We start from the raw sequence: 20,511 nt of genomic DNA on the forward strand, positions 1-20,511 counted from the left end.
CGTCGTCCCTCCCACACCTGGCTGGTAAGCGTGGAGACAGGCCTGCCAGGCAGTCCGGACCGTCAATAGTCCGCCCGCTCCCGGTCGATGCGCATTCCGCCATCGTGGCGATGGTGAGGCTCTTCGCTCGGCCGTTCTCGCGCGATCCGCATCACATCCGGATTCGTGCGCACCCGTCGCATCACGTTCGCCAGATGGACGCGGTCGCTCACCTGGATCACAAAGCGAAGCAAGGTGGATTCCTGCGACAGGTCTTCATCCATCGCGATGTGAACGATGTTCGCGTCAGCGGACGTGATGTCGGCCGCCACGCGGGCGAAAACGCCCTTGGTGTTCTTGACCAGCACCTTCACCGCTACATCGAACAGGCGACCCGGTTGCGGCGCCCAGGCGACGTCGATCCAGCGGCCTGGATCGCGACGGTGAATGCGCTGCGCGACGCGGCAATCCGTCGTGTGAATCGCCATACCCAGGCCGATGCCGATGTAGCCCATGATGTTGTCGCCCGGAATCGGGCGGCAGCACGCCGAGAGTTGCACCGACATGCCTTCAGTTCCCGTGATGACGACGGGCGGCGCATGCGGATGATGGGCCGCTTCGCCGCGCGGATGCTCGTCGTCATCCGCGTCGTGGCCGCTCATCAGCACCTCGATGCGCTTGGCCATCACCGCGGCTACGCGACGGCCAAGACCGATGTCGGCGAAGATTTCCTGGCGGTTCTTGTTGCCCGTCCATTGCACGAGCTTGTCCCACACCTCGGGTGTCACGTCCGCGAGGGCGTAGCCGTAGCCCTTGAGCGCCTGATCCACGAGCCGCTCGCCGAGTTGCACCGACTCCGTGAGCCGCATCGTCTTCAGGTAGTGGCGGATCGCCGAACGGGCCTTGCCCGTGCGCACGAAACCGAGCCACGCCGGATTCGGCTTCGAGTACGGCGCTGTGATGACCTCGACGATGTCGCCGCTCTTGAGCTCCGTGCGCAACGGCAGCAGCTCGTTGTTGATCTTCACGGCGACGCATTGATTGCCGAGGTCGCTGTGGATCGAATACGCAAAGTCGAGCGCCGTGGCACCGCGCGGCAGCGCCATGATCTTCGACTTCGGCGTGAACACGTAGACCGCATCCGGGAAGAGGTCGATCTTCACATGTTCGAGGAACTCGCTCGAATCGCCGGCTTCGCTCTGGATGTCGAGCAGCGACTTCAGCCACTGATGCGCGCGTTTCTGCACATCATTGAGGTCGGCGCCACCGTTCTTGTACATCCAGTGGGCGGCCACGCCGGCCTCGGCGATCTCGTGCATCTTGCGCGTACGCACCTGGAACTCGATCGGCGCGCCAAACGGCCCCACCAGCGTCGTATGCAGAGACTGGTAGCCGTTCACCTTCGGAATCGCGATGTAGTCTTTGAACTTGCCGGGCACGGGCTTGTAGAGCGCATGCAGTGCGCCGATGCAGGTATAGCACTCGAGCGGCGTTTCCACGACGACGCGAAAACCGTACACGTCGAGCACCTGCGAGAACGACAGCTGCTTGTCGCGCATCTTCTTGTAGATGCTGAAGATGGTTTTCTCTCGGCCCGTAACTTCGGCTGAAATTTTCGCCTCGGCCAGTGCGCGTTGCACCGACTCCAGAATCTTGCTGACCACCTCGCGCCGGTTGCCGCGAGCCGCCTTCACGGCCTTTTCGAGCGTGGCGTAGCGATTCGGATTGAAGTTCGCGAAGCTCAGGTCCTGCAACTCGCGATACGTATTGTTCAGCCCCAGCCGGTGCGCAATGGGCGCATAGATGTCCAGCGTTTCGCGCGCCACGCGGCGGCGCTTTTCCATCGGCACGGCGCCGAGCGTACGCATGTTGTGCAGCCGGTCGGCGAGCTTCACGAGAATCACGCGCACATCGCGGGCCATCGCGAGCAGCATCTTGCGGAAGTTTTCCGCCTGCGCTTCCTCGCGATTGCGAAACTCCATCTTGTCCAGCTTCGAGAGGCCGTCCACCAGTTCGGCCACCTTCGCGCCGAAGCGCTCGGCGAGCTCGGCCTTGGTCACGCCCTGGTCTTCCATCACGTCGTGCAAAAGCGCCGCCATGATGGCTTGGGCGTCGAGCTTCCAGCCGGCGCAGATTTCCGCGACGGCAACCGGATGGGTGATGTAGGGTTCGCCGCTCTGGCGATACTGACCGAGGTGAGCTTCGTCGCTGAAGTGGAACGCGGTCTTGACTTCCTTGATCTCGTCAGCGGCGAGATACGTGGAGAGCGCGCTCGTCAGGTTCGCGATGGAAACGACGCCGTGCTTGCGTGGCTGCTCCGGCGTGGCAGTCGGTCCGAAGAGGTGACGGAACGACTGTTCGAGGACTGCGTCGATGTAGTTGCGTGCAGACGAACTCGTCTCGGTTTCCTGTTCCACTTCCGTGGCGGCGGGCGACGGTGTCGTGCTCATGTTCGCCTCCGTATCAGGTGAGTCGCAGGTTAGCCGCAGCGTGGCGCTCGAGTATCTGCACGCGGTGTGAATCAAATGGCAATCGCGGGTGCGATCAACGCGAGTGCCTGCGAGTGCCTTATACCGGCACCTTCTTCAGCATTTCGATTCCGACCTGGCCGGCCGCGATTTCGCGCAGCGCAACCACGGTGGGCTTGTCGCGGCTTTCAATCTTCGGCGTATGGCCTTGTGCCAGCTGACGGGCACGATAAGTGGCGGCGAGCGCCAGTTCAAAGCGGTTCGGAATCTGTTTGAGACAGTCTTCGACGGTGATGCGGGCCATGTTGGTCTTCCTTCTCGATATGGTGTCTATTCTACCTTATGTGCCGGATGCGCCGGGCTGAGGCAGGTGAATGCCGAGCTGAACGAAGAGCTCCGTATGGCGTGCGTACTGGGACGCAAAACGCAGCCGCGTGGCAGCCACGAGGCAACGCAGTTCGGCAAGCGCGCGATCGAAGTTTTCGTTGATCACGACGTACTCGGCTTCGGCCGCATGCGCCATCTCGCTGCCCGCTGCAAGCAGGCGCCGTGTGATGACGTTGGGCTCGTCCTGGCCACGCTTTTTCAGCCGCTCTTCGAGCGCTTCCAGCGACGGCGGCAGGATGAAAATTTCCACCGCGTTGCGAAACTGCTTCTTCACCTGCTGCGCGCCCTGCCAGTCGATTTCGAGCAGCACATCGTGGCCGATCTTCATCTGCTCTTCGATCCACACGCGCGAGGTCGCGTAGTAGTTGCCATGCACCTCCGCGCTCTCGAGGAACTCGCCGGCCGCATGGCGCGCGAGAAAGTCGTCGACGGTCGTGAAGTGATAGTGCTCGCCGTCGCGTTCTTTCGAGCGGGGGGCACGCGTGGTGTACGAGATCGACAGACGAATCGCTTCGTCTTCTGCGAGAAGCGCGTTCACGAGCGTCGACTTGCCGGCGCCCGAGGGCGCCACCACCATGAAGAGATTGCCCGGATAAACGCCCGCGTACGGGTTGCGGCGCTTGCTCGAATCGGGGCTTTCGCTGCTTTGTCCGGTCATTGCCGAAGTCCTTCCGTCTATATCTGATTGTGTTGGCTGCCTGCTGTTACTCGAGGTTTTGCACCTGTTCGCGCATCTGCTCGATGAGGAGCTTGAGCGTCATCGACGCATCCGCGAGCTCCTTGGCCGCCGCCTTCGAGCCCAGCGTGTTCGCCTCGCGATTCAGTTCCTGCATCATGAAGTCGAGCCGCTTGCCGACCTTGCCGCCCTTCTCGATGACGTGACGCGTTTCGTTCAGATGCGCGGTGAGCCGCGAGAGCTCTTCCGCGATATCGATGCGGATGCCGTACATCGTCACTTCCTGGCGGATGCGCTCGGCGATTTCCTCGCGCGACACGATGGTCGCCGGCTGGTCCGCCGCCGCGATACCCAGTGCCTCCTGCAGCCGCTCGACGATCTTCTGCTGATGCTTGGCAATCAGCTCCGGCACGAGCGGCGTGATGCGCGCGACGATCGCTTCCATTTCGGTGACGTTGCCGAGCAGCATGGTGGCCAGTTGCGCGCCTTCGCGGGCGCGAACGTCGATCAGATCGGCAATAGCACGTTTGCCGCACTCGAGCACCGCCTCGCGCAGCGTATCCGTCGAGATTTCGCTTTCCGTGAGCACGCCCGGCCAGCGCAGAATTTCGCCCGTGCGCAGGGGCCCCGCATCGGGGAACGCCGCGAGCACGGTGCGCTGCAGCACGGCCAGTTGTTCGAGCGAATCGCGGTTCAGCGCACCGGCGTTGGCGGCTTGCTCGCTGCGCTGCAGGTTGATGCGGATATCGACCTTGCCGCGCGAGAGCTTCGTCATGAGCATTTCGCGCAGCGTGGGCTCGCAGGCGCGCACGTCTTCAGGCATGCGAAAGTTCAGGTCGAGAAAGCGCGAGTTCACCGTGCGCAGTTCGACAGACACGCTCACGCCGCCGTTACCCTCGCCCGAGGTGAGTTCGCGCGTCGCGCTCGCATAGCCGGTCATGCTGTAGATCATCGTTCGCCTCGCGAAAAGGCCGATGCGCGACGCCAGGATCGCGCATGGCGTTGGATGTGAGGCGCCCGGCGTGTACGAGACGCGGGGCGCGCAAGACCGACATTATCCCATTTTTGGCTACGAAGCCCGGCGCAGGCGGCACGCCGGGAAAAGGCCCGCGGTGGGGCGCCATTGCGCTTCTCCGAACGGCGCTAAAATGCGCAGTTCCCCTTCGCTTTCACACTCCCCACGATGAACGACACCACGAAACGCCCGAGCGGCCGCCGTCCCGACCAGTTGCGCGACGTACGCATCACGCGCCACTACACGAAGCACGCCGAAGGTTCGGTGCTCGTCGAGTTCGGCGACACGAAGGTGATCTGCACGGCCAGCGTGACGGAGCGCGTCCCCGAATTCCTGCGCGACCGCGGCCAGGGCTGGCTCACCGCCGAGTACGGCATGCTGCCGCGCGCCACGCACACGCGCAGCGACCGTGAAGCGGCACGCGGCAAGCAGACCGGCCGCACGCAGGAAATCCAGCGGCTGATCGGCCGCGCGCTGCGCTCGGTGTTCGATCTCGAACGGCTCGGCGCACGCACCATTCATCTCGACTGCGACGTGATCCAGGCCGACGGCGGCACGCGCACCGCGAGCATCACAGGCGCATTCGTCGCGGCCCATGACGCCATCGCGAAGCTCCTCGCCACGGGACGCATCGAAGCATCGCCCATCACAGATTACGTCGCGGCCATTTCGGTGGGCGTCTTCGACGGCGTGCCGGTGCTCGATCTGGACTACGACGAAGACTCGCAATGCGATACCGACATGAACGTCGTCATGACGGGCGACGGCGGTTTCGTCGAAATTCAGGGCACCGCTGAAGGCGTACCCTTTACGCGCGACGAGATGAACGCGCTGCTCGATCTCGCGCAGTCCGGCATCCGGTCGCTGATCGACATGCAAAAGGCCGCGCTGGAGAACGCCGCGTGACGAACCAGAACGCTCAGACGCCGCACGCAACGAGCGACAGCACGCTCACGCGCGTGGTGCTCGCCTCGAACAACGCAGGCAAGCTGCGCGAATTCTCCGCGCTGCTCGGCGCGGCCGGCATCGAGCTGGTGCCGCAAGGCGAGCTGGGCGTGCCGGAGGCCGAGGAGCCGCATCCCACGTTTGTCGAAAATGCGCTCGCCAAGGCGCGTCATGCGGCGGCGCTGACCGGCCTGCCCGCGCTCGCCGACGATTCGGGCCTGTGCGTGCGTGCCCTGCGTGGTGCGCCCGGCGTGTACTCCGCGCGCTATGCGCAGCTTGCGGGCGGCGAAAAAAGCGATGCGGCGAACAACGCCCGGCTCGTCGATCAATTGAAGGGACACGACGACCGTCGCGCCTACTACTACTGCGTGCTCGCGCTCGTGCGGCACGCTGAGGACCCGGAGCCGCTGATCGCCGAAGGCCGCTGGCACGGCCTCGTGCGCGATACGCCGCGCGGCGCGAACGGCTTCGGCTACGATCCGTACTTCTTCGTGCCGGCGCTCGGCGCCACGGCGGCAGAGCTGGAGCCGGCCATCAAGAACGCGGCGAGCCATCGCGCCATGGCGTTGCGCCAGTTGCTCGCGCGACTGAAGGAGGAAGCGTGAGCGCCGCGTCGACGGGCGCGAACGTCGTAGGCGCGTTCACGATGCCGGGCCGCATTCGCCTCACCTCGCTGCCGCCACTGGCGCTGTACGTGCACTTCCCCTGGTGCGTGCGCAAGTGCCCGTATTGCGACTTCAATTCGCACGAATGGAAGGGCGACCAGTTTCCCGAGAACGACTATCTCGACGCCCTGCGTGCCGATCTCGAACAGGCGCTGCCGCTCGTATGGGGCCGTCAGGTGCATACGGTGTTTATTGGTGGCGGCACGCCAAGTCTGCTGTCGGCCGCCGGGCTCGACCGGCTGCTCTCCGACGTGCGCGCGCTGCTGCCGCTGGACGCCGACGCCGAAATCACCCTCGAAGCGAACCCCGGCACGTTCGAAGCCGCGAAGTTCGCGCAGTTTCGCGCGAGCGGCGTGAACCGGCTCTCGGTGGGCATCCAGAGCTTCAACGAGGCGCACCTCAAGGCATTGGGGCGCATTCACGATGCCGCGCAGGCGCGCCATGCCGTCGAAGTGGCCGCGAACACGTTCGACAATTTCAATCTCGACCTGATGTTCGCCCTACCGCAACAGACGCTGGCCGAATGTCAGGCCGACATCGAAACGGCGCTCGCGTTTGCGCCGCCGCATCTGTCGCTGTACCACCTGACGCTCGAGGCGAACACGCTGTTCGCGAAGTTTCCGCCGGCGCTGCCCGACGACGACGCGTCCGCGGACATGCAGGACTGGATTCACGAGCACATGGCCGCCGCGGGTTACGGACACTACGAGGTCTCGGCGTACGCAAAACCGAACCGGCAGTGCAAGCACAACCTCAATTACTGGCGCTTCGGCGACTACCTGGGCATCGGCGCGGGCGCGCACACGAAGCTCTCGTTTCCGCATCGCGTGCTGCGGCAGGCGCGCTACAAGCATCCGGCCACGTTCATCGAGCAGGCGCGTGCCGGCACGCCGGTGCAAGAAGAACACGAGGTGGGCCCGCACGATCTGCCCTTCGAGTTCATGCTCAACGCGCTGCGCCTCATGGAAGGCTTTCCGGTGCATCGCTTCGTCGAGCGCACGGGGTTGTCCATGACGTCGATCGAACCCGCGCTTGAGGAAGCCGAACAACGCGGCCTCATCGCGCGCGACCACGAAACGATTGCCCCGACACCGCTCGGGCAGCGCTTCCTGAACGACCTGCAGGCGCTCTTTCTCAAAGACGACGCATAAGGCACGGCGCTACGTTCTGATGCCCAGCCTGACCATGCTGTCGGACGGCGGTTCCAGGTTACAATGCCGGGCTTCGGAGGTGTGGCAGAGCGGTTGAATGCACCGGTCTTGAAAACCGGCGAAGGGGCAACCCTTCCGTGAGTTCGAATCTCACCGCCTCCGCCAGAACGTCGACAACTACGGGCCGCCAGGCCCGTTTTTGCTTTCTGGCCTCGCCTCTTTCCGCTCTTTCCATCCGCGCTCGCGCGCTCTCCAACCGTGGGCACGCGACGCATGCGGCTCCCCACTAAAGCGCCGCGCCTGCCCTGATCACATCGCGGTCATCCTTGAGCTTCGCCCCCGCCTGCTTCGCCGATATCCGTATTGCCCCGGTTTGAACATTGTCGAAATGCCGTGTGAAATGAGCCTGTTCCACAGGAAGTCCTTACAAACTTTTCGACAATCACAATCAAGAGGCCCACGTGTCAGAACAACAATCGGCGGAAATTGCTGCGCGCATCGACCGCCTGCCCCCCTCACGCACCGTGTGGACGATGGTGATCCTGATCTCCCTCGGCGGCGTCTTCGAGTTCTACGACCTGTTCTTCACCGGCTACGTGGCGCCAGGCATGGTGGAGTCCGGACTGTTCAAGCCGGAATCGCTCGGCTTCTTCGCGGCGCTCCAGCCGCTCGCGGTCGCGGGCTTCGGCACCTTTGTCTTCTCCACGTTTGCAGGCCTGTGGATTGGCGCCCTCCTCTTCGGTTTCGTCGCGGACCGCTTCGGGCGGCGCTTCATCTTCACCTGGTCGCTGGTTTGGTACATGGTCTGCACGGCGATCATGGCGTTCCAGACGACGGGTCTCGAACTCAACATCTGGCGCCTGATCGCGGGCATCGGTATCGGCGTCGAGCTCGTCACCATCGACTCGTACATCTCTGAGCTGATCCCTAGCGCCGAACGCGGACGCGCGTACGCCACCAACCAGTTCATCACGTTCCTCGTGGTGCCGGTGGTCGCGTTCCTCGCCTACGCGCTGAAGGGCACGCACCCGTTCGGCCTCGACTACTGGCGCGTCGTGATCCTGATCGGGACCGTGGGCGCGCTCCTCGTGTGGATCATTCGCCGCAACGTGCCTGAAAGCCCGCGCTGGCTCGCCCGCCACGGCCGGTTCGAAGAGGCTGGACGCATCGTGGCCGACATCGAACGCCGCGTGGCCGCCGAGAAAGACATCACGCTGCCGCCGCCCCAGCCGGCGCGGCCCGAGAAGGAAGGCCGCGGCTCCTACGCCGAAATCTTCGGCCCGCTCTACCTGAAGCGCACGATCATCCTCTCGGTGTTCAACATGGCCCAGGTGATCGGCTTCTACGGCTTCGCCGCGTGGGTCCCGACGCTGCTGATTCACCGCGGCATCCACGTGACGGCGAGCCTCGAATACGCGTTCATCATCGCCATCGCCAATCCGTTCGGACCGCTGCTCGGCACCTGGTTCGCCGACCGGCTGGAACGCAAGACGCAGATCTGCGCGGGCCTCTTCGTGATGGGCATCGTCATCGCGATCTTCTCGCAGACGTCCGAGCCCTGGCTGCTGATCGCGCTCGGCGTGGTGTTCACGCTGGCCTCGAACATCATGTCGTATGCCTACCACGGCTACCAGGCCGAGCTGTATCCCACGCGCGTGCGCGCCCGCGCCGTGGGCTTCGTCTACTCGTGGAGCCGGATCTCCGCCGCGTTCGCGGGGCTCGCCATCGGCATCCTGCTGCATCTGTACGGCGTGCCGGGCGTCGCGGTCTTCATTGGGGCGTCCATGGTGGTCGGCATCTGCATGATTCTGCTCGGGCCGTCCACGCGGGGTCAGGCGCTCGAATCGATCAACCATTGAGAACGCGCCGCACGGAACGCCGGACGGGCGCAACGGCCCGTCCGGCGGGCGAACGGTGCAGAAACGGCACAGGAACGCCGTTGGAATGGAACCGGCAAGCGCTGCAAAGACGCAACGGCGGCGCAACGCGTATCTAGGTGAAAACCCTTAGATCCGGTATCATGGCGGGCAGTCCTGGAAGATACCGCCATGCCCGCCCGTTTTCAGCTTGTTGAAAGAATCGCGTTTTCGCTCGTCGTGCTCGCCGCGCTTCTCTGCTCGGCCTTCATCGCGTACGAAAGTTCGCCCGAATTCCGCTTCGGTCTGCACGAAGGCAAGGAGCTCGTCCTGAAGAGCACGGAGTACTCGTACATGTGCGCCTCGGCGATGAGCCAGCCCTGCGCGCAGATGCCTGTCGAGTGATTCACGGCGTCGGCACGTCGCTTCTCGTCACGCGACGCTAATCATCCGCTCAAGCCATTCACGGCTGCGCCCAACACCCGATCTTTTTGTTGCCTGCAGGCGCACCTCGCCGAAGCGCAAGCCGCTCTGTACGTCATCGCTCATTGCGCACGCTTCAACGAAGTCGCGCAGGGCGAATGCGGATTGCAACCGCACGAATTTGACCTAGCATCGAATTACGTTCGGCACCTGAGCTTCTGGCGATGCGCCCTTGCGTACGTCACCTTCATTGCTTCATTACGGCTTGTGCGCGAGGCCTGCCGCGCGTCACCCGCGGCGCGACCGCCCTGGTATTCGCCCTCGCCGTGTCGGCCTGCAACTTTACGGTCACGCCACCGGGCCGTCCGGCACTCATCACACCGCCCGCCGCCGTCAACAGCCTCACGCTGGACCAGTACCGGTCCGCCGTCGCCCAACGCATTCTCGAACGCAATCCGTCCTACGTGCTGCATGGTTCGCCGCAAGCGATGCTGCGCTCTCTCGTAGTGGTCTCGTTCACCGTGGATAGCCGCGGCGGCGTCGTGACGGAGTCGGTATATCGCACCAATGGCGACGACGAAGCGGAGAGCACCGCGCTCGCCACCCTCAAGCGCGCCTCGCCGCTGCCGCAGCCACCTTCGAAGCTGCTCAATACGCGCGGCCAGCTCGAACTGATGGAAGACTGGCTGTTCAACGACAACGGCAAATTCCAGTTACGCACGCTCGCCTCGCCGCAGGCCCGCAATTTCAACTGACGCGCGGCCAGCACCCGTCCTCGGCACCCTCCGCATGTGCCCGCATGTGCCCGCATGCGCCTGGCACGCCTGTCGCACGCTCGTTATAATTTCCCGCGACTTCCCTGCCGGCGCGCCGGCACTTGCAGCGCGCCACCCCACTGCGCCAGCAAGCTCCAACCGCCATGCAGCCACGCCACCCGCGCAGGCCGCGCGTGCGGTCAGAAGCCTGGTCGAGCCTCCACACGCTTCATGCCACGCGAAGCGAGGCAGCCAAAGGGCCGACGAGAATCACAGCAACCGCCATCACGGCAATAACAACCGAACGACAACACACACCCTGCGCCTCGAGCGCGGGGCCGCCACGCCGCGGGCACAGCCGCCGCGTGCCGCCTCGAACAGGAGACACTGCATGTCCACATCGCCGCTTTCTTCCGCACGTGCGGACGCACAGAACGCCGCCGCATCGACCAGAACTTCGCACGTCATCTTCGCGAGCTTCATCGGCACGGCCATCGAGTTCTACGATTTCTATGTCTACGCCACCGCAGCCGCGCTCGTGATCGGCCCGGTATTCTTTCCGCACGGGTCGGCCACGGCGCAGGCGCTCTCGGCGTTCGTTACGTTCGGCATCGCCTTCATCGCGCGGCCGATCGGGTCGTTCCTGTTCGGCCACTTCGGCGACCGCATCGGCCGCAAGTCGACGCTCGTCGCGTCCCTGCTCGTCATGGGGCTCTCCACCACACTGATCGGCTTCGTGCCCGGTTACGACAGCATCGGGAGCCTTGCGCCGATTCTGCTATGCGTGCTGCGTTTCGGCCAGGGCATCGGTCTTGGCGGCGAATGGGGCGGCGCGGCGCTGCTCGCCACCGAATATGCGCCAGCCGGCAAGCGCGGCTGGTTCGGCATGTTCCCGCAGCTTGGGCCATCGGTTGGCTTTCTCGCCTCGAACGGCCTTTTCTTCGGTCTCGCCCTGTCGCTCTCGGACGAACAATTCCGCAGTTGGGGCTGGCGCGTGCCGTTCCTCGTGAGCGCGGTGCTGGTCGCGCTCGGCCTCTACGTGCGGCTCAAGATCGCCGAAACCCCCGCGTTCAAGGCAGCAGTCGAACGCGAAGAACGCGTGCGCGTGCCGCTCGCAACGCTGCTGACCCAACACGGCGGAGCGACCGTGCTCGGCGCGCTCGCGATGGTGGTTTGCTACACGCTGTTCTATATCTCGACGGTGTTCTCGCTCTCGTACGGCGTCTCGACGCTGCACTTCTCTCGTCCGGCGTTCCTCGGTCTGCTGTGCGTGGCCGTGGTTTTCATGGGGCTCGCCACGCCGCTGTCGGCCTGGGCCAGCGACCGCTTCGGGCGCAAGCCGGTACTCGTCGTCGGCATCGTCGCGGCGATTCTCTCCGGCTTCGCGATGCAACCGCTGCTCGGCAGCGGATCGACGCCGCTCGTGCTGCTGTTTCTCGTAATCGAGCTGTTCCTGATGGGCGTGACCTTCGCGCCGATGGGCGCGCTCCTGCCCGAGCTTTTCCCCACGCGGGTGCGCTACACCGGCGCGGGGGTGGCCTACAACCTGGGCGGGATTCTGGGCGCGTCCGTGGCGCCTTATATTGCACAGCTGCTCGCGGCGCACGGCGGGCTTGCATGGGTGGGCGGCTACGTTTCCGCGGCGGCGGTGGTGAGCCTCGTGGGCGTGCTCTGCATGCGCGAGACCCGCGACGCAAATCTGATGTAGCGCAACCGGCGCGGGGAACGGCAGCCTGCGTGCTTTCCCCGAATTGCAGGGCTCATTGGCGTGCCTATACTCGAAACACGCAGTCCCTCACGCGCGGCGCGAAGCCGCCGCGCGGGATGCGAAGGGACGAAATGAGGGGCCTTGCAGGGAGCCGACCATGAAGTTTCACTTGAGCAATGCCGACGTCGTAGCTGTCATCGCACTGGCGCTGATCGGGGCGCTGCTTCTCGCTATCCGCTTTCGCCCGTCTACGTGGAAGGGCATTCTGGCCGAGGCGGTCGCGGCGAACGTGGTAGCCATCGGCACGGTGGTTGCGCTGGAAATGCTGCTGGCCTGAGCCGATGCGCGGTGCCTGCTTGCCGGCAAGTGTCGTGTAGATCAGGCTGCGGCAACGGAGCCGAGGCTCATCGGCTCCTCGATACGCGGATCGCCATGCACATAATCGATCGCATCGAGCACGTTCCTGACCTCGGGCATCTGCCCAGGACCGCCCAGGGAAGTGGAGCGGAACGGCGCATGCACGCCGCAATGGTCCTTCGAAGTGGCCGTGAAGATCATCACGGTGCGCTTCATCAATGCATGGGCGAGATGCACGAACCCGGTGTCCACGCCCACCACGAGCGACGCTTCCTCGATCTTGCGCGCGAGCTCCACGATCGAGAGCTGCGGCAAGACCGTTGCCCCGGGCACAAGGCTCGCAATCTGCACCGCGGCCGCATGTTCGGCCTGGGAGCCCCAAGGCAGGGCGATACGGTAACCGCGCCTTGCGAGTTCACGGCCCAGCTCGCCCCAGCGGGATACGGGCCACTTCTTTTCGTCCTTCGATGTCGCGTGAAAAAACAGCGCGAGCGGCTGTGTGCCTAGGGCCGTCGACATGGCGGGTTCAGCCGGCGTGTTGCGCGGCACCCGAAGATTGTAGACAGCCGGACCTTCCACTTCGTAGCCGAGCGCCTCGCCCGTACTGATGCGCATGCCGTGCCACGCGTCGCAATCGGGACGCGGACCGAAGCGACCGTTATAGGCGAACGCAGCACCGCGCTCGCCGAGATCCCTGGAACGGTAGCCGAAACGCCGCGATGCACGTGCAAGCCAGGCGATGATGGCGCTCTTGTAGACACCGTGGATGTCGATCACGGCGTCATAGCGGTGCGCGCGCAGTTCGGCGATCGACGCTGCGATCGCCTTGAAGTCGGCCCACCGCCGCGCCTTCTTGAAACGCCGCAAGGGCGCACACAGTACGCGGTCCACGCCGCGGTTCCACCGCACGACGTCCGCGAACGCTTCGTCTGCCGCCCAGTCGACCTTGGCGCCCGGGAATGCGCGCTGAATATCGGCTACCACGGGCAGGGCCTGCACGATGTCGCCGAGCGAGGTCACCTTGACGATGAGAATTCGTTTCATTGTTGCGTTTCGTTTTATCGTTTGCCACGCAGATTTTAGCGGACGATCCTTTCATCGACCGAAGGAAATCAGGCTCCTGGATTAAGGGCGCGAAAGCCTTCGTATTACAAGATGTAAATGCGAAGGCTGCCTGAGCGGCCTTTACCCGCCTGCTTTCACATCATGGAAGAGCACGTTGGCACCGAGCACCGAAATGATGCGGCCGGTATACTTGCGCCTTTTCACGGCGGAATACCGATGCGCCGGACGCTGCCCTCCTTCCCTTCCCATGTCGGACGCCGTGCGTGGCGCCTCTGGCGCCAGTACGGCGTGTTCTGGCTAGGCGCCATCGCGGTGGGCTTGATCGCCGTCTTTTACGCACGCCTCATCGATTGGGGGTATGGCGTGTTCCGCAACGCGCAGCACGATCACGCGTGGCTTCCGTTCATCATCACGCCGACCGTCGCCGCGGCTTCCGTGTGGCTCACGCGACGCCTCTTTCGCGGCGCGGAAGGCAGCGGGATTCCGCAGGTCATCGCGACGCTCCACGCCAAACCAGGGGAGTCGGGTGCGCGCCTTCTTACGCTGCGCATCCTGTGCGGCAAGATCGCAGTTTCGTTCCTCGGCATCCTGGGCGGCTTCACGATTGGGCGCGAAGGCCCCACTGTCCAGGTTGGCGCCGCGCTCATGTTCAACCTGCGAAAGCTCTATCCGCGGTCCAACGCCTTGATCGAACGGCAACTCGTGCTGGCCGGCGCGGCGGCCGGGCTCTCTGCGGCGTTCAACACGCCGCTGGCGGGCATCGTGTTCGCCATCGAGGAACTCACACGCAGCTTCGAGGCACGCGCCAGTGGCGTGCTCATCACGGCCATCATCATTGCGGGCGTCATCGCGCTCGGTTTGAACGGCAACTACACCTACTTCGGCACCATTCAGATCGGGGCACATTTTCCGGATCTGCTTGCGGTGGCGGTACTGTTGACCGCCATCGTGACCGGCATCGCAGGCGGCGTCTTTGCGTGGCTGCTGCTCAATACGGCGCGCTGGATCCCGGCACCGCTGCGCAAGCTGCATGGAGAGCAGCCGATAGCGTTCGGCGCGCTGTGCGGACTCGGCATCGCGGTGATCGGCGCCGTGTCGGGCGGCACGACGTTCGGCAGCGGCTATGCAGAGGCACGCGGACTGCTGGACGGCCATGAACAGCTTTCCGTGCTCTATCCGTTCCTGAAGATGGCGTCGATGGTGGGTTCGTACCTGCCCGGCATTCCGGGCGGCATTTTTGCGCCGTCGCTCTCGATTGGCGCCGGCTTCGGCAATCTGCTGCACATGGTGTTCGGGAGTTTGCAGCTGCAGATGCTCATCGCGCTCGCGATGGTGGGCTATCTGGCCGCCGTGACGCAGTCGCCCATCACATCGTTCGTGATCGTGATGGAAATGATCAATGGCCACGCGCTGGTGATTTCGCTGATGGCCACCGCGCTCGTTGCAAGCCGCGTGTCGCGGCTCCTGGCACCGCCGCTATATGAATCGCTCTCCGAGCGCTATATGGCGCCGCTGCCGCAGCCGGCTCCGGCGCCTGTGCCGGAAGTTCCGGAGGCACTGAACGTCACCGAGCCCGAGCAGACTGCCGCCGCGTCAGACGCCGGACCGCGCCGCTGACTCGTAAAGTCTCGATCGGAGACGGTGGGGAGTCGCGAAGAAACGCGATCGGGGCATAACCGGAATAACCCGTGCCCCGGCGCGCCCCAGGCATCAGGCCTGCGGAATCTCGATCTTGACCTCAAGCACTTCGAGGTTGTCCTGACGTTCCAGACTCACGCGAATATCGTCGTCCGAGATCTTCACGTACTTCGAGATCACCGCGACGAGTTCACGCTGCAACGCCGGCAGATAATCGGCAGGCGCATGGCCGCCGGCCCGCTCATGGGCAATGATCAGCTGCAGGCGTTCCTTCGCTACCGACGCGGACTTCTTCTTCTCGCCCAGCAAAAACGAAAGAATCGACATTAGGTGCGCCCCCCTTACTTGGTGCCGAAGAGGCGCTGCAACAGGCCCGGCTTCTGGTAATCGGTAAAGCGAAGTGCCTTGTCCTCGCCGAGGAAACGCGCAACCACGTCCTTGTACGCTTCGGCGACGTCGGTGCCGTCGAGATGCACGGCCGGCACGCCCTGGTTCGACGCGTGCAGCACGGCTTCGGATTCGGGCACCACGCCGATCAGCTCGATGCGCAGGATCTCCTGGATGTCGGTCAGCGAAAGCATCTCGCCTTCGCTCACGCGCTTCGGGTTGTAGCGCGTGATCAGCAGGTGCTCCTTGATGGGCTCCTTGCCTTCGATCGCGCGCTTCGTCTTCGACGACAGAATGCCGAGAATGCGGTCTGAGTCACGCACCGATGACACCTCGGGATTCGTCACGATCAGCGCCTCGTCGGCGAAGTGCATGGCGAGCAGCGCGCCCGACTCGATGCCCGCCGGCGAATCGCAGACGATGTACTCGAAGTCCATGGCGACGAGGTCGTTGATCACCTTCTCCACGCCTTCCTGCGTGAGCGCGTCTTTATCGCGCGTCTGCGAGGCCGGCAGGATGAACAGGTTCTCGCACTTTTTGTCCTTGATGAGCGCCTGGTTGAGATTCGCTTCGCCCTGGATCACGTTGATCAGGTCGTACACCACGCGACGCTCGCAGCCCATGATGAGATCGAGATTGCGCAGGCCGACGTCGAAGTCGATCACGGCGGTCTTGTGGCCGCGCAACGCTAGGCCCGACGCAAAACTCGCGCTCGTGGTCGTCTTGCCCACGCCACCCTTGCCCGAAGTCACCACAATGATTTTTGCCATTCCCTTACCTTGCGTTCGTCAATTTTCGTCTACCGGGTTCGCCGCCCGCGCATCATGCACGCTGCGGCGGCTTCACGTGAGCCGTAACGGTTCGAATATCAGTCTTTCCTCGTCGAGCCGGACCTGCACCGGCTTGCCCTGCACGTCCGCCGGCAACGGATTTTCGGTCGTGCGGTAAATGCCTGCGATCGAGATCAGCTCCGGTTCAAGGCACGTGCAGAAAATGCGCGCGTCGTGGTTGCCGTGCACGCCAGCGAGCGCACGGCCGCGCAATGGCGCGTAGATATGGATGTTGCCTTCCGCGATCACTTCCGCGCCGTTGCTCACCATTGCGAGCACGACCAGATCGCCCTTTGCGTAGACGCGTTGCCCGGAGCGCAGAGGTTTGTCGATGACGAGCGTTTGGGCGGCTGCCGCCGAAACAGCGGCGGTGGCTTGAGACTCGGCTTGCGCAGCCGCTGCTGCCTCGCCAACAACAGACGTGGCCGCGCCGGCCGGTTCCGGCACCTGAGCCACGACTGGCGCTTCACGTTCGTCGTCCGCAGCTTTCGCGCTGGCCGAACGGCGGTCGCGCGCTTCGAGGAACGGCAGCCCGGCTTCGGCCACCCATTCGTGCTGCGCGGCGTCTGCAACAACGCCGACCGGTTTCATGCGCACGCTCTCGAGCAACTGCGCGATCTCGGCAACCGGCACGCGCTCTTGCTCGCCGAGACGACGCACGTCGATCGCCACCACGTCGTTCGCGAAAAACTCGGGCGTCGCCTCGAAGCGCCGGGTGAGTTCGGCGCGCATTGCGTCGAGCTCGGTCGTTTTCACCACGAACAGGAGCGTATCGACGGTCCCGCTCTTCAGTTCAAAGTAAGGCGATTTCCTGGGCGACATGGCGTTCGGCAAAAAATTTTGCGTATTTTACAGGCGTCCTGACGCGCGATCAGTATTTTTAGATGAGCCGGCCCGCCGCGCGCACCGGCAGGCGAGCACGAGCGTCGTCACAGGAGGAAGTTTGCATGGCGGGCTGTGAAGCCACCACGCGCAGAGGCAGTCAGTGCTCCTGCATACCCGGCGCAAAGCGCACGTCGCGCACGAGCAGCGTTTCCCATTGATCCGGCGCCCGTGCAATGCGGACGTGGTCGCCGGTGGGTCCGAAGCCGAGGCGCTCGTAGAAGCGCATGGCGGTGCGGTTCTCGTCGGCCACCCATGCATGGATCTCGCGTGCCCCTTCGCTCGCGAGCCATTCGCTCGCGGTATTCACGAGCAACTCGCCACCGCGCAGGTGGCGCACAGCGGGCGCCACCCACAACTCGCGCACGAACGCGCGGCGCTGCGGTGTGTCGTCGAAGCACGCGCCGATGAGTCCGGCCGGATGGCCTTCGGTATAGAGGATGAACGTTGCGGCAGTGCGGGAAACGGCATGCTCGCCTGCCGTGGCCTCGAAGACGGAAGCGTCCGCGCCCAGCGCTTCTTCCAGCGTGTCGCCGAAAGCGTAGGGCGCATCGCGCAATGATGCAGTGCGCAGTTCGCGAAACACGACGCCCTGATTAGCGGCGATGCGGCGAACGGTCAATGAAGGATTCATGCAGACGTGAACCTCGGTAGGACGCTTCCATATAGCTTTAACCGAACGGCGCGGAGAGTCAAATCCCCGCAGGCTCGATCATGAACACCATGCCGCGGCAGTCCGGCGCCTGACAGGCGCGGCCATGACGCGGTGGCCGCTCGCGTCGCCTTACGGCGCTTCGTAGCGGCCCGTGCCGTCCGGCCAGGGCGTAAGGAGTTCGAAGCCGTCGTCGGTTACGGCCACCATGTGCTCCCACTGGGCGGAGAGCGAGCGGTCTTTCGTGACCACCGTCCAACCGTCGCGCAGCACGGTGGTACCGGCACGGCCCGCGTTGATCATGGGCTCGATGGTGAAAACCATGCCGGGGCGCAAGCGCACACCCTGCCCCGGTTGCCCGAAGTGGAGCACCTGCGGTTCCTCGTGATAGACCTTGCCGATACCGTGACCGCAGTAGTCGCGCACCACCGAAAAGCCGTCGCGTTGCGCGCGCTTCTGGATCGCGTGCCCGATGTCGCCAAGCGTGGCGCCCGGCTTGACTTCGCGGATGCCGGCCACCATCGCGTCGTAGGTGGTATCGATCAACACTTGCGCGACCGTGCTCGGCTGGCCGACGCAGTACATGCGGCTCGTGTCGCCGAAGTAGCCGTCTTTGATCACGGCGACGTCGATGTTGATGATGTCGCCCTCCTTCAGAATCTCCTTGCGATCCGGAATGCCGTGGCAAACCACCTGGTTCACGGACGTGCAGACGGTCTTCGGAAAGCCGAGATAGCCCACGTTCGCAGGCACGGCCTTCAGCGTGTTGACGATGTAGTCGTTACAGCGGGCGTCGAGTTCATCGGTCGACACGCCCGGTTGCACGTATTCGCCGATCATCGCGAGCACGTCGGCCGCAAGCCGGCCGGATAGGCGCAGCCGCGCGATGTCGTCAGGAGTCTTGTAGGTAATGGCCATCTGATGGAGGCAAAGAAGTTCGGGCGGCGCCGCACGGCGCCCTGTGCCTGCCCGAGGCACCGGGTGCGCCACGGTGCCTCGGGCAGCACGACAGGAGCAATTGTACAGGGCCGCTGAAGGGCCCTATCTCCTGGCCGATCGGCCATTTTTGCGTGAGATTCAGCACTTCCTCGTCCACCTGCGCTATAAACGAACGCGGGCCGGCACAAGCTTCGGCATAAACTTCGGGAATCCCATCCGCATCGTGGCGGCGCAGGCGACGTCCACCCCCGGCGCCCCGTCGCGAAACACCGTTGGAGAATTCATGGCTTCACCCCAGGAAAGCGTCAGCATGGCCGTGTTCTGCGACTTCGAGAACGTCGCCCTCGGCGTGCGCGACGCGAAGTTCGACCGCTTCGACATCAAGCCTGTGCTGGAGCGGCTGCTGCTCAAGGGCAGCATCGTCGTGAAGAAGGCTTACTGCGACTGGGACCGCTACAAGACGTTCAAGGCGGGCATGCACGAAGCGAGCTTCGAGCTGATCGAGATTCCACACGTGCGCCAGTCAGGCAAGAATTCGGCCGACATCCGGCTCGTAGTGGACGCGCTGGACCTCTGCTATACGAAGTCGCACGTCGACACGTTCGTCATCGTGAGCGGCGATTCCGATTTTTCGCCGCTCGTCTCGAAGCTGCGCGAGAACGCCAAGAAGGTGATCGGCGTGGGCGTGAAGAACTCGACGTCCGATCTGCTGGTGGCGAACTGCGACGAATTCATCTTCTACGACGATCTCGTGCGCGAGCAGCAGCGTGAAGCCGCGCGACGCGAAAAGAGCGAGAAAAGCGCCGCGGCAAAGCGCCCCGCCAACGACGAGCGCGCAGCGAAGCCCGATCAGGAAGATCGCAAGGCAAAGGCCATCGCACTCGCGGTGGACACGTTCGACGCGCTCGCCTCCGAACGCGGCGACAGCGGGAAGATCTGGGCATCGGTGTTGAAAAGCGCGATCAAGCGACGCCGGCCGGACTTCAACGAATCGCGCTACGGCTTCCGCGCGTTCGGCAACCTGCTCGAAGAAGCGCAGGCGCGTGGGCTCCTCGAGATCGGGCGCGACGAGAAGTCGGGGACGTTCGTGCAGCGTCCCGGGGGCCCCGACGCGAGCGGAAACGGCGATGCAGCTCATGACATGGACGACACGCACCGCGACGGCGAAGCGAGCGACGTCCAGAAAAGCGCACAACGGCGCCGACAGCGCTCACGGTCCAATACCCACGATACCCACGCCACCGCTGGGACGGGTGCGAGCAACGAAGCGGCAGTACCCATGGAGGCGGCGGAACCGCAGCGGACCGAAATCGCCCCAACCGAGCCGGCAAGGGAAGAACAGGCCGACACGCAAAGCGCGAAGCCCCTGGTCGCTACCCGCGACGAATTGAACGACGCTGCGAAATCCACCCCTCGAGGCAAGCGCCCGTCGCGCAAGTCCGCGAAGAAGAGTGACGACGCGACTGAAGTCGACACATCGCCGCGGGCGAAAGAAGCAGCGCCGGCATCAGCGTCAGAACAAATCGGGAATAACGGCGAAACTGCGCCGGCAAAAAAGGCTCGCAAATCGACGGCACGCTCGCGGCGCTCACGCACAAATAGCGGCGACGCATCAACGTAGACGTCACAAAATCCCGCTCTCGGGGGCTGCCGCCAACGTTGCGGCAGTCCCCTCTGCCCTTGCGCCGTGAGCCACTGAAAATCGCGGCCGGCCGTGATGCTGTGCAGCCCTT

The 20,511-nt window shown here is 64.2% G+C and carries 20 protein-coding genes and 1 tRNA gene; 11 read left to right on the forward strand and 10 right to left on the reverse strand.

Annotated features, from left to right (window positions below):
- Positions 1-62: 62 nt before the first annotated feature.
- The 4 genes from P2869_RS13195 to P2869_RS13210 all read right to left on the reverse strand — a co-directional run bounded on the left by P2869_RS13195 (position 63) and on the right by P2869_RS13210 (position 4,462).
- Complete coding sequence (locus P2869_RS13195; protein WP_277596721.1) at positions 63-2,429, reverse strand: bifunctional (p)ppGpp synthetase/guanosine-3',5'-bis(diphosphate) 3'-pyrophosphohydrolase; 2,367 nt, start codon at positions 2,427-2,429, stop codon at positions 63-65.
- Between the two features lie 118 nt (positions 2,430-2,547).
- Positions 2,548-2,751, reverse strand: coding sequence for a DNA-directed RNA polymerase subunit omega (gene rpoZ, locus P2869_RS13200; protein WP_006999799.1), 204 nt, complete (start codon positions 2,749-2,751; stop codon positions 2,548-2,550).
- Between the two features lie 36 nt (positions 2,752-2,787).
- Positions 2,788-3,492 carry a guanylate kinase gene (gmk, locus tag P2869_RS13205; RefSeq protein ID WP_017774540.1) on the reverse strand — a complete coding sequence of 235 codons (705 nt, stop codon included), beginning with the start codon at positions 3,490-3,492 and terminating at the stop codon, positions 2,788-2,790.
- Between the two features lie 46 nt (positions 3,493-3,538).
- Positions 3,539-4,462, reverse strand: coding sequence for a YicC/YloC family endoribonuclease (locus tag P2869_RS13210; protein WP_017774539.1), 924 nt, complete (start codon positions 4,460-4,462; stop codon positions 3,539-3,541).
- Between the two features lie 231 nt (positions 4,463-4,693).
- Here P2869_RS13210 and rph point away from each other — a divergent pair, with 231 nt between their 5' ends.
- The 9 genes from rph (at position 4,694) to P2869_RS13255 (ending at position 12,365) form a co-directional block, all read left to right on the forward strand.
- Positions 4,694-5,431 carry a ribonuclease PH gene (gene rph, locus P2869_RS13215; RefSeq protein ID WP_277596722.1) on the forward strand — a complete coding sequence of 246 codons (738 nt, stop codon included), beginning with the start codon at positions 4,694-4,696 and terminating at the stop codon, positions 5,429-5,431.
- Positions 5,428-6,075 (forward strand): RdgB/HAM1 family non-canonical purine NTP pyrophosphatase, encoded by a 648-nt coding sequence (gene rdgB / locus P2869_RS13220; protein WP_277596723.1) that lies wholly within the window; start codon positions 5,428-5,430, stop codon positions 6,073-6,075. Before rph ends, rdgB begins: the two co-directional genes overlap by 4 nt.
- A gap of 41 nt (positions 6,076-6,116) precedes the next feature.
- The gene (gene hemW, locus P2869_RS13225) at positions 6,117-7,286 is read left to right on the forward strand and encodes a radical SAM family heme chaperone HemW (protein ID WP_277598137.1); all 1,170 of its coding nucleotides are present in this window, start codon (positions 6,117-6,119) and stop codon (positions 7,284-7,286) included.
- A gap of 75 nt (positions 7,287-7,361) precedes the next feature.
- Positions 7,362-7,451: transfer RNA gene (locus P2869_RS13230), tRNA-Ser, on the forward strand.
- 368 nt (positions 7,452-7,819) lie between these two features.
- Positions 7,820-9,145: an MFS transporter gene (locus tag P2869_RS13235; protein WP_277598138.1), complete on the forward strand. Its 1,326-nt coding sequence runs from the start codon at positions 7,820-7,822 to the stop codon at positions 9,143-9,145.
- 189 nt (positions 9,146-9,334) lie between these two features.
- Entirely contained in the window at positions 9,335-9,547 is a 213-nt protein-coding gene (locus tag P2869_RS13240) for a hypothetical protein (protein WP_017774534.1), read from the forward strand.
- 344 nt (positions 9,548-9,891) lie between these two features.
- The gene (locus tag P2869_RS13245) at positions 9,892-10,320 is read left to right on the forward strand and encodes an energy transducer TonB (protein ID WP_233425700.1); all 429 of its coding nucleotides are present in this window, start codon (positions 9,892-9,894) and stop codon (positions 10,318-10,320) included.
- Positions 10,321-10,711: 391 nt separating this feature from the next.
- Positions 10,712-12,028 (forward strand): MFS transporter, encoded by a 1,317-nt coding sequence (locus P2869_RS13250; RefSeq protein ID WP_017774532.1) that lies wholly within the window; start codon positions 10,712-10,714, stop codon positions 12,026-12,028.
- A 157-nt stretch (positions 12,029-12,185) separates the two neighbouring features.
- Positions 12,186-12,365, forward strand: coding sequence for a hypothetical protein (locus P2869_RS13255; protein WP_017774531.1), 180 nt, complete (start codon positions 12,186-12,188; stop codon positions 12,363-12,365).
- Positions 12,366-12,406: 41 nt separating this feature from the next.
- On the opposite strand, the gene waaC is transcribed toward P2869_RS13255, so the two are convergent.
- The gene (gene waaC, locus P2869_RS13260) at positions 12,407-13,429 is read right to left on the reverse strand and encodes a lipopolysaccharide heptosyltransferase I (protein WP_277596724.1); all 1,023 of its coding nucleotides are present in this window, start codon (positions 13,427-13,429) and stop codon (positions 12,407-12,409) included.
- A gap of 237 nt (positions 13,430-13,666) precedes the next feature.
- On the opposite strand from waaC, the gene P2869_RS13265 reads away from it, so the two are divergent.
- Entirely contained in the window at positions 13,667-15,067 is a 1,401-nt protein-coding gene (locus tag P2869_RS13265) for a chloride channel protein (RefSeq protein ID WP_277598139.1), read from the forward strand.
- 93 nt (positions 15,068-15,160) lie between these two features.
- Here the strand turns inward: P2869_RS13265 and minE are convergent, their stop codons facing one another.
- The 5 genes from minE to map form a co-directional block, all read right to left on the reverse strand.
- Entirely contained in the window at positions 15,161-15,415 is a 255-nt protein-coding gene (minE, locus tag P2869_RS13270; RefSeq protein ID WP_017774528.1) for a cell division topological specificity factor MinE, read from the reverse strand.
- Between the two features lie 14 nt (positions 15,416-15,429).
- Complete coding sequence (gene minD / locus P2869_RS13275; protein ID WP_017774527.1) at positions 15,430-16,245, reverse strand: septum site-determining protein MinD; 816 nt, start codon at positions 16,243-16,245, stop codon at positions 15,430-15,432.
- Between the two features lie 72 nt (positions 16,246-16,317).
- The gene (gene minC / locus P2869_RS13280) at positions 16,318-17,127 is read right to left on the reverse strand and encodes a septum site-determining protein MinC (RefSeq protein WP_277596725.1); all 810 of its coding nucleotides are present in this window, start codon (positions 17,125-17,127) and stop codon (positions 16,318-16,320) included.
- A 160-nt stretch (positions 17,128-17,287) separates the two neighbouring features.
- On the reverse strand, positions 17,288-17,821 hold the full coding sequence (locus tag P2869_RS13285) for a GNAT family N-acetyltransferase (protein ID WP_277596726.1): 534 nt from the start codon (positions 17,819-17,821) through the stop codon (positions 17,288-17,290).
- Positions 17,822-17,971: 150 nt separating this feature from the next.
- Entirely contained in the window at positions 17,972-18,757 is a 786-nt protein-coding gene (gene map / locus P2869_RS13290; protein ID WP_277596727.1) for a type I methionyl aminopeptidase, read from the reverse strand.
- A gap of 304 nt (positions 18,758-19,061) precedes the next feature.
- Here map and P2869_RS13295 point away from each other — a divergent pair, with 304 nt between their 5' ends.
- Entirely contained in the window at positions 19,062-20,399 is a 1,338-nt protein-coding gene (locus tag P2869_RS13295) for an NYN domain-containing protein (RefSeq protein ID WP_277596728.1), read from the forward strand.
- Positions 20,400-20,511 lie beyond the last annotated feature (112 nt).

It is taken from the genome of Paraburkholderia sp. SUR17, from assembly GCF_029536165.1.
Lineage (GTDB): Bacteria > Pseudomonadota > Gammaproteobacteria > Burkholderiales > Burkholderiaceae > Paraburkholderia > Paraburkholderia kururiensis.

Coding starts and splice junctions, on each gene's coding strand:
- P2869_RS13195 (WP_277596721.1), bottom strand. CDS start 2,429: ATGAGCACGACACCGTCGCCCGCCGCCACGGAAGTGGAACAGGAAACC.
- rpoZ (WP_006999799.1), bottom strand. CDS start 2,751: ATGGCCCGCATCACCGTCGAAGACTGTCTCAAACAGATTCCGAACCGC.
- gmk (WP_017774540.1), bottom strand. CDS start 3,492: ATGACCGGACAAAGCAGCGAAAGCCCCGATTCGAGCAAGCGCCGCAAC.
- P2869_RS13210 (WP_017774539.1), bottom strand. CDS start 4,462: ATGATCTACAGCATGACCGGCTATGCGAGCGCGACGCGCGAACTCACC.
- rph (WP_277596722.1), top strand. CDS start 4,694: ATGAACGACACCACGAAACGCCCGAGCGGCCGCCGTCCCGACCAGTTG.
- hemW (WP_277598137.1), top strand. CDS start 6,117: ATGCCGGGCCGCATTCGCCTCACCTCGCTGCCGCCACTGGCGCTGTAC.
- P2869_RS13235 (WP_277598138.1), top strand. CDS start 7,820: ATGGTGATCCTGATCTCCCTCGGCGGCGTCTTCGAGTTCTACGACCTG.
- P2869_RS13240 (WP_017774534.1), top strand. CDS start 9,335: ATGCCCGCCCGTTTTCAGCTTGTTGAAAGAATCGCGTTTTCGCTCGTC.
- P2869_RS13250 (WP_017774532.1), top strand. CDS start 10,712: ATGTCCACATCGCCGCTTTCTTCCGCACGTGCGGACGCACAGAACGCC.
- P2869_RS13255 (WP_017774531.1), top strand. CDS start 12,186: ATGAAGTTTCACTTGAGCAATGCCGACGTCGTAGCTGTCATCGCACTG.
- waaC (WP_277596724.1), bottom strand. CDS start 13,429: ATGAAACGAATTCTCATCGTCAAGGTGACCTCGCTCGGCGACATCGTG.
- P2869_RS13265 (WP_277598139.1), top strand. CDS start 13,667: ATGCGCCGGACGCTGCCCTCCTTCCCTTCCCATGTCGGACGCCGTGCG.
- minE (WP_017774528.1), bottom strand. CDS start 15,415: ATGTCGATTCTTTCGTTTTTGCTGGGCGAGAAGAAGAAGTCCGCGTCG.
- minD (WP_017774527.1), bottom strand. CDS start 16,245: ATGGCAAAAATCATTGTGGTGACTTCGGGCAAGGGTGGCGTGGGCAAG.
- minC (WP_277596725.1), bottom strand. CDS start 17,127: ATGTCGCCCAGGAAATCGCCTTACTTTGAACTGAAGAGCGGGACCGTC.
- P2869_RS13285 (WP_277596726.1), bottom strand. CDS start 17,821: ATGAATCCTTCATTGACCGTTCGCCGCATCGCCGCTAATCAGGGCGTC.
- map (WP_277596727.1), bottom strand. CDS start 18,757: ATGGCCATTACCTACAAGACTCCTGACGACATCGCGCGGCTGCGCCTA.
- P2869_RS13295 (WP_277596728.1), top strand. CDS start 19,062: ATGGCTTCACCCCAGGAAAGCGTCAGCATGGCCGTGTTCTGCGACTTC.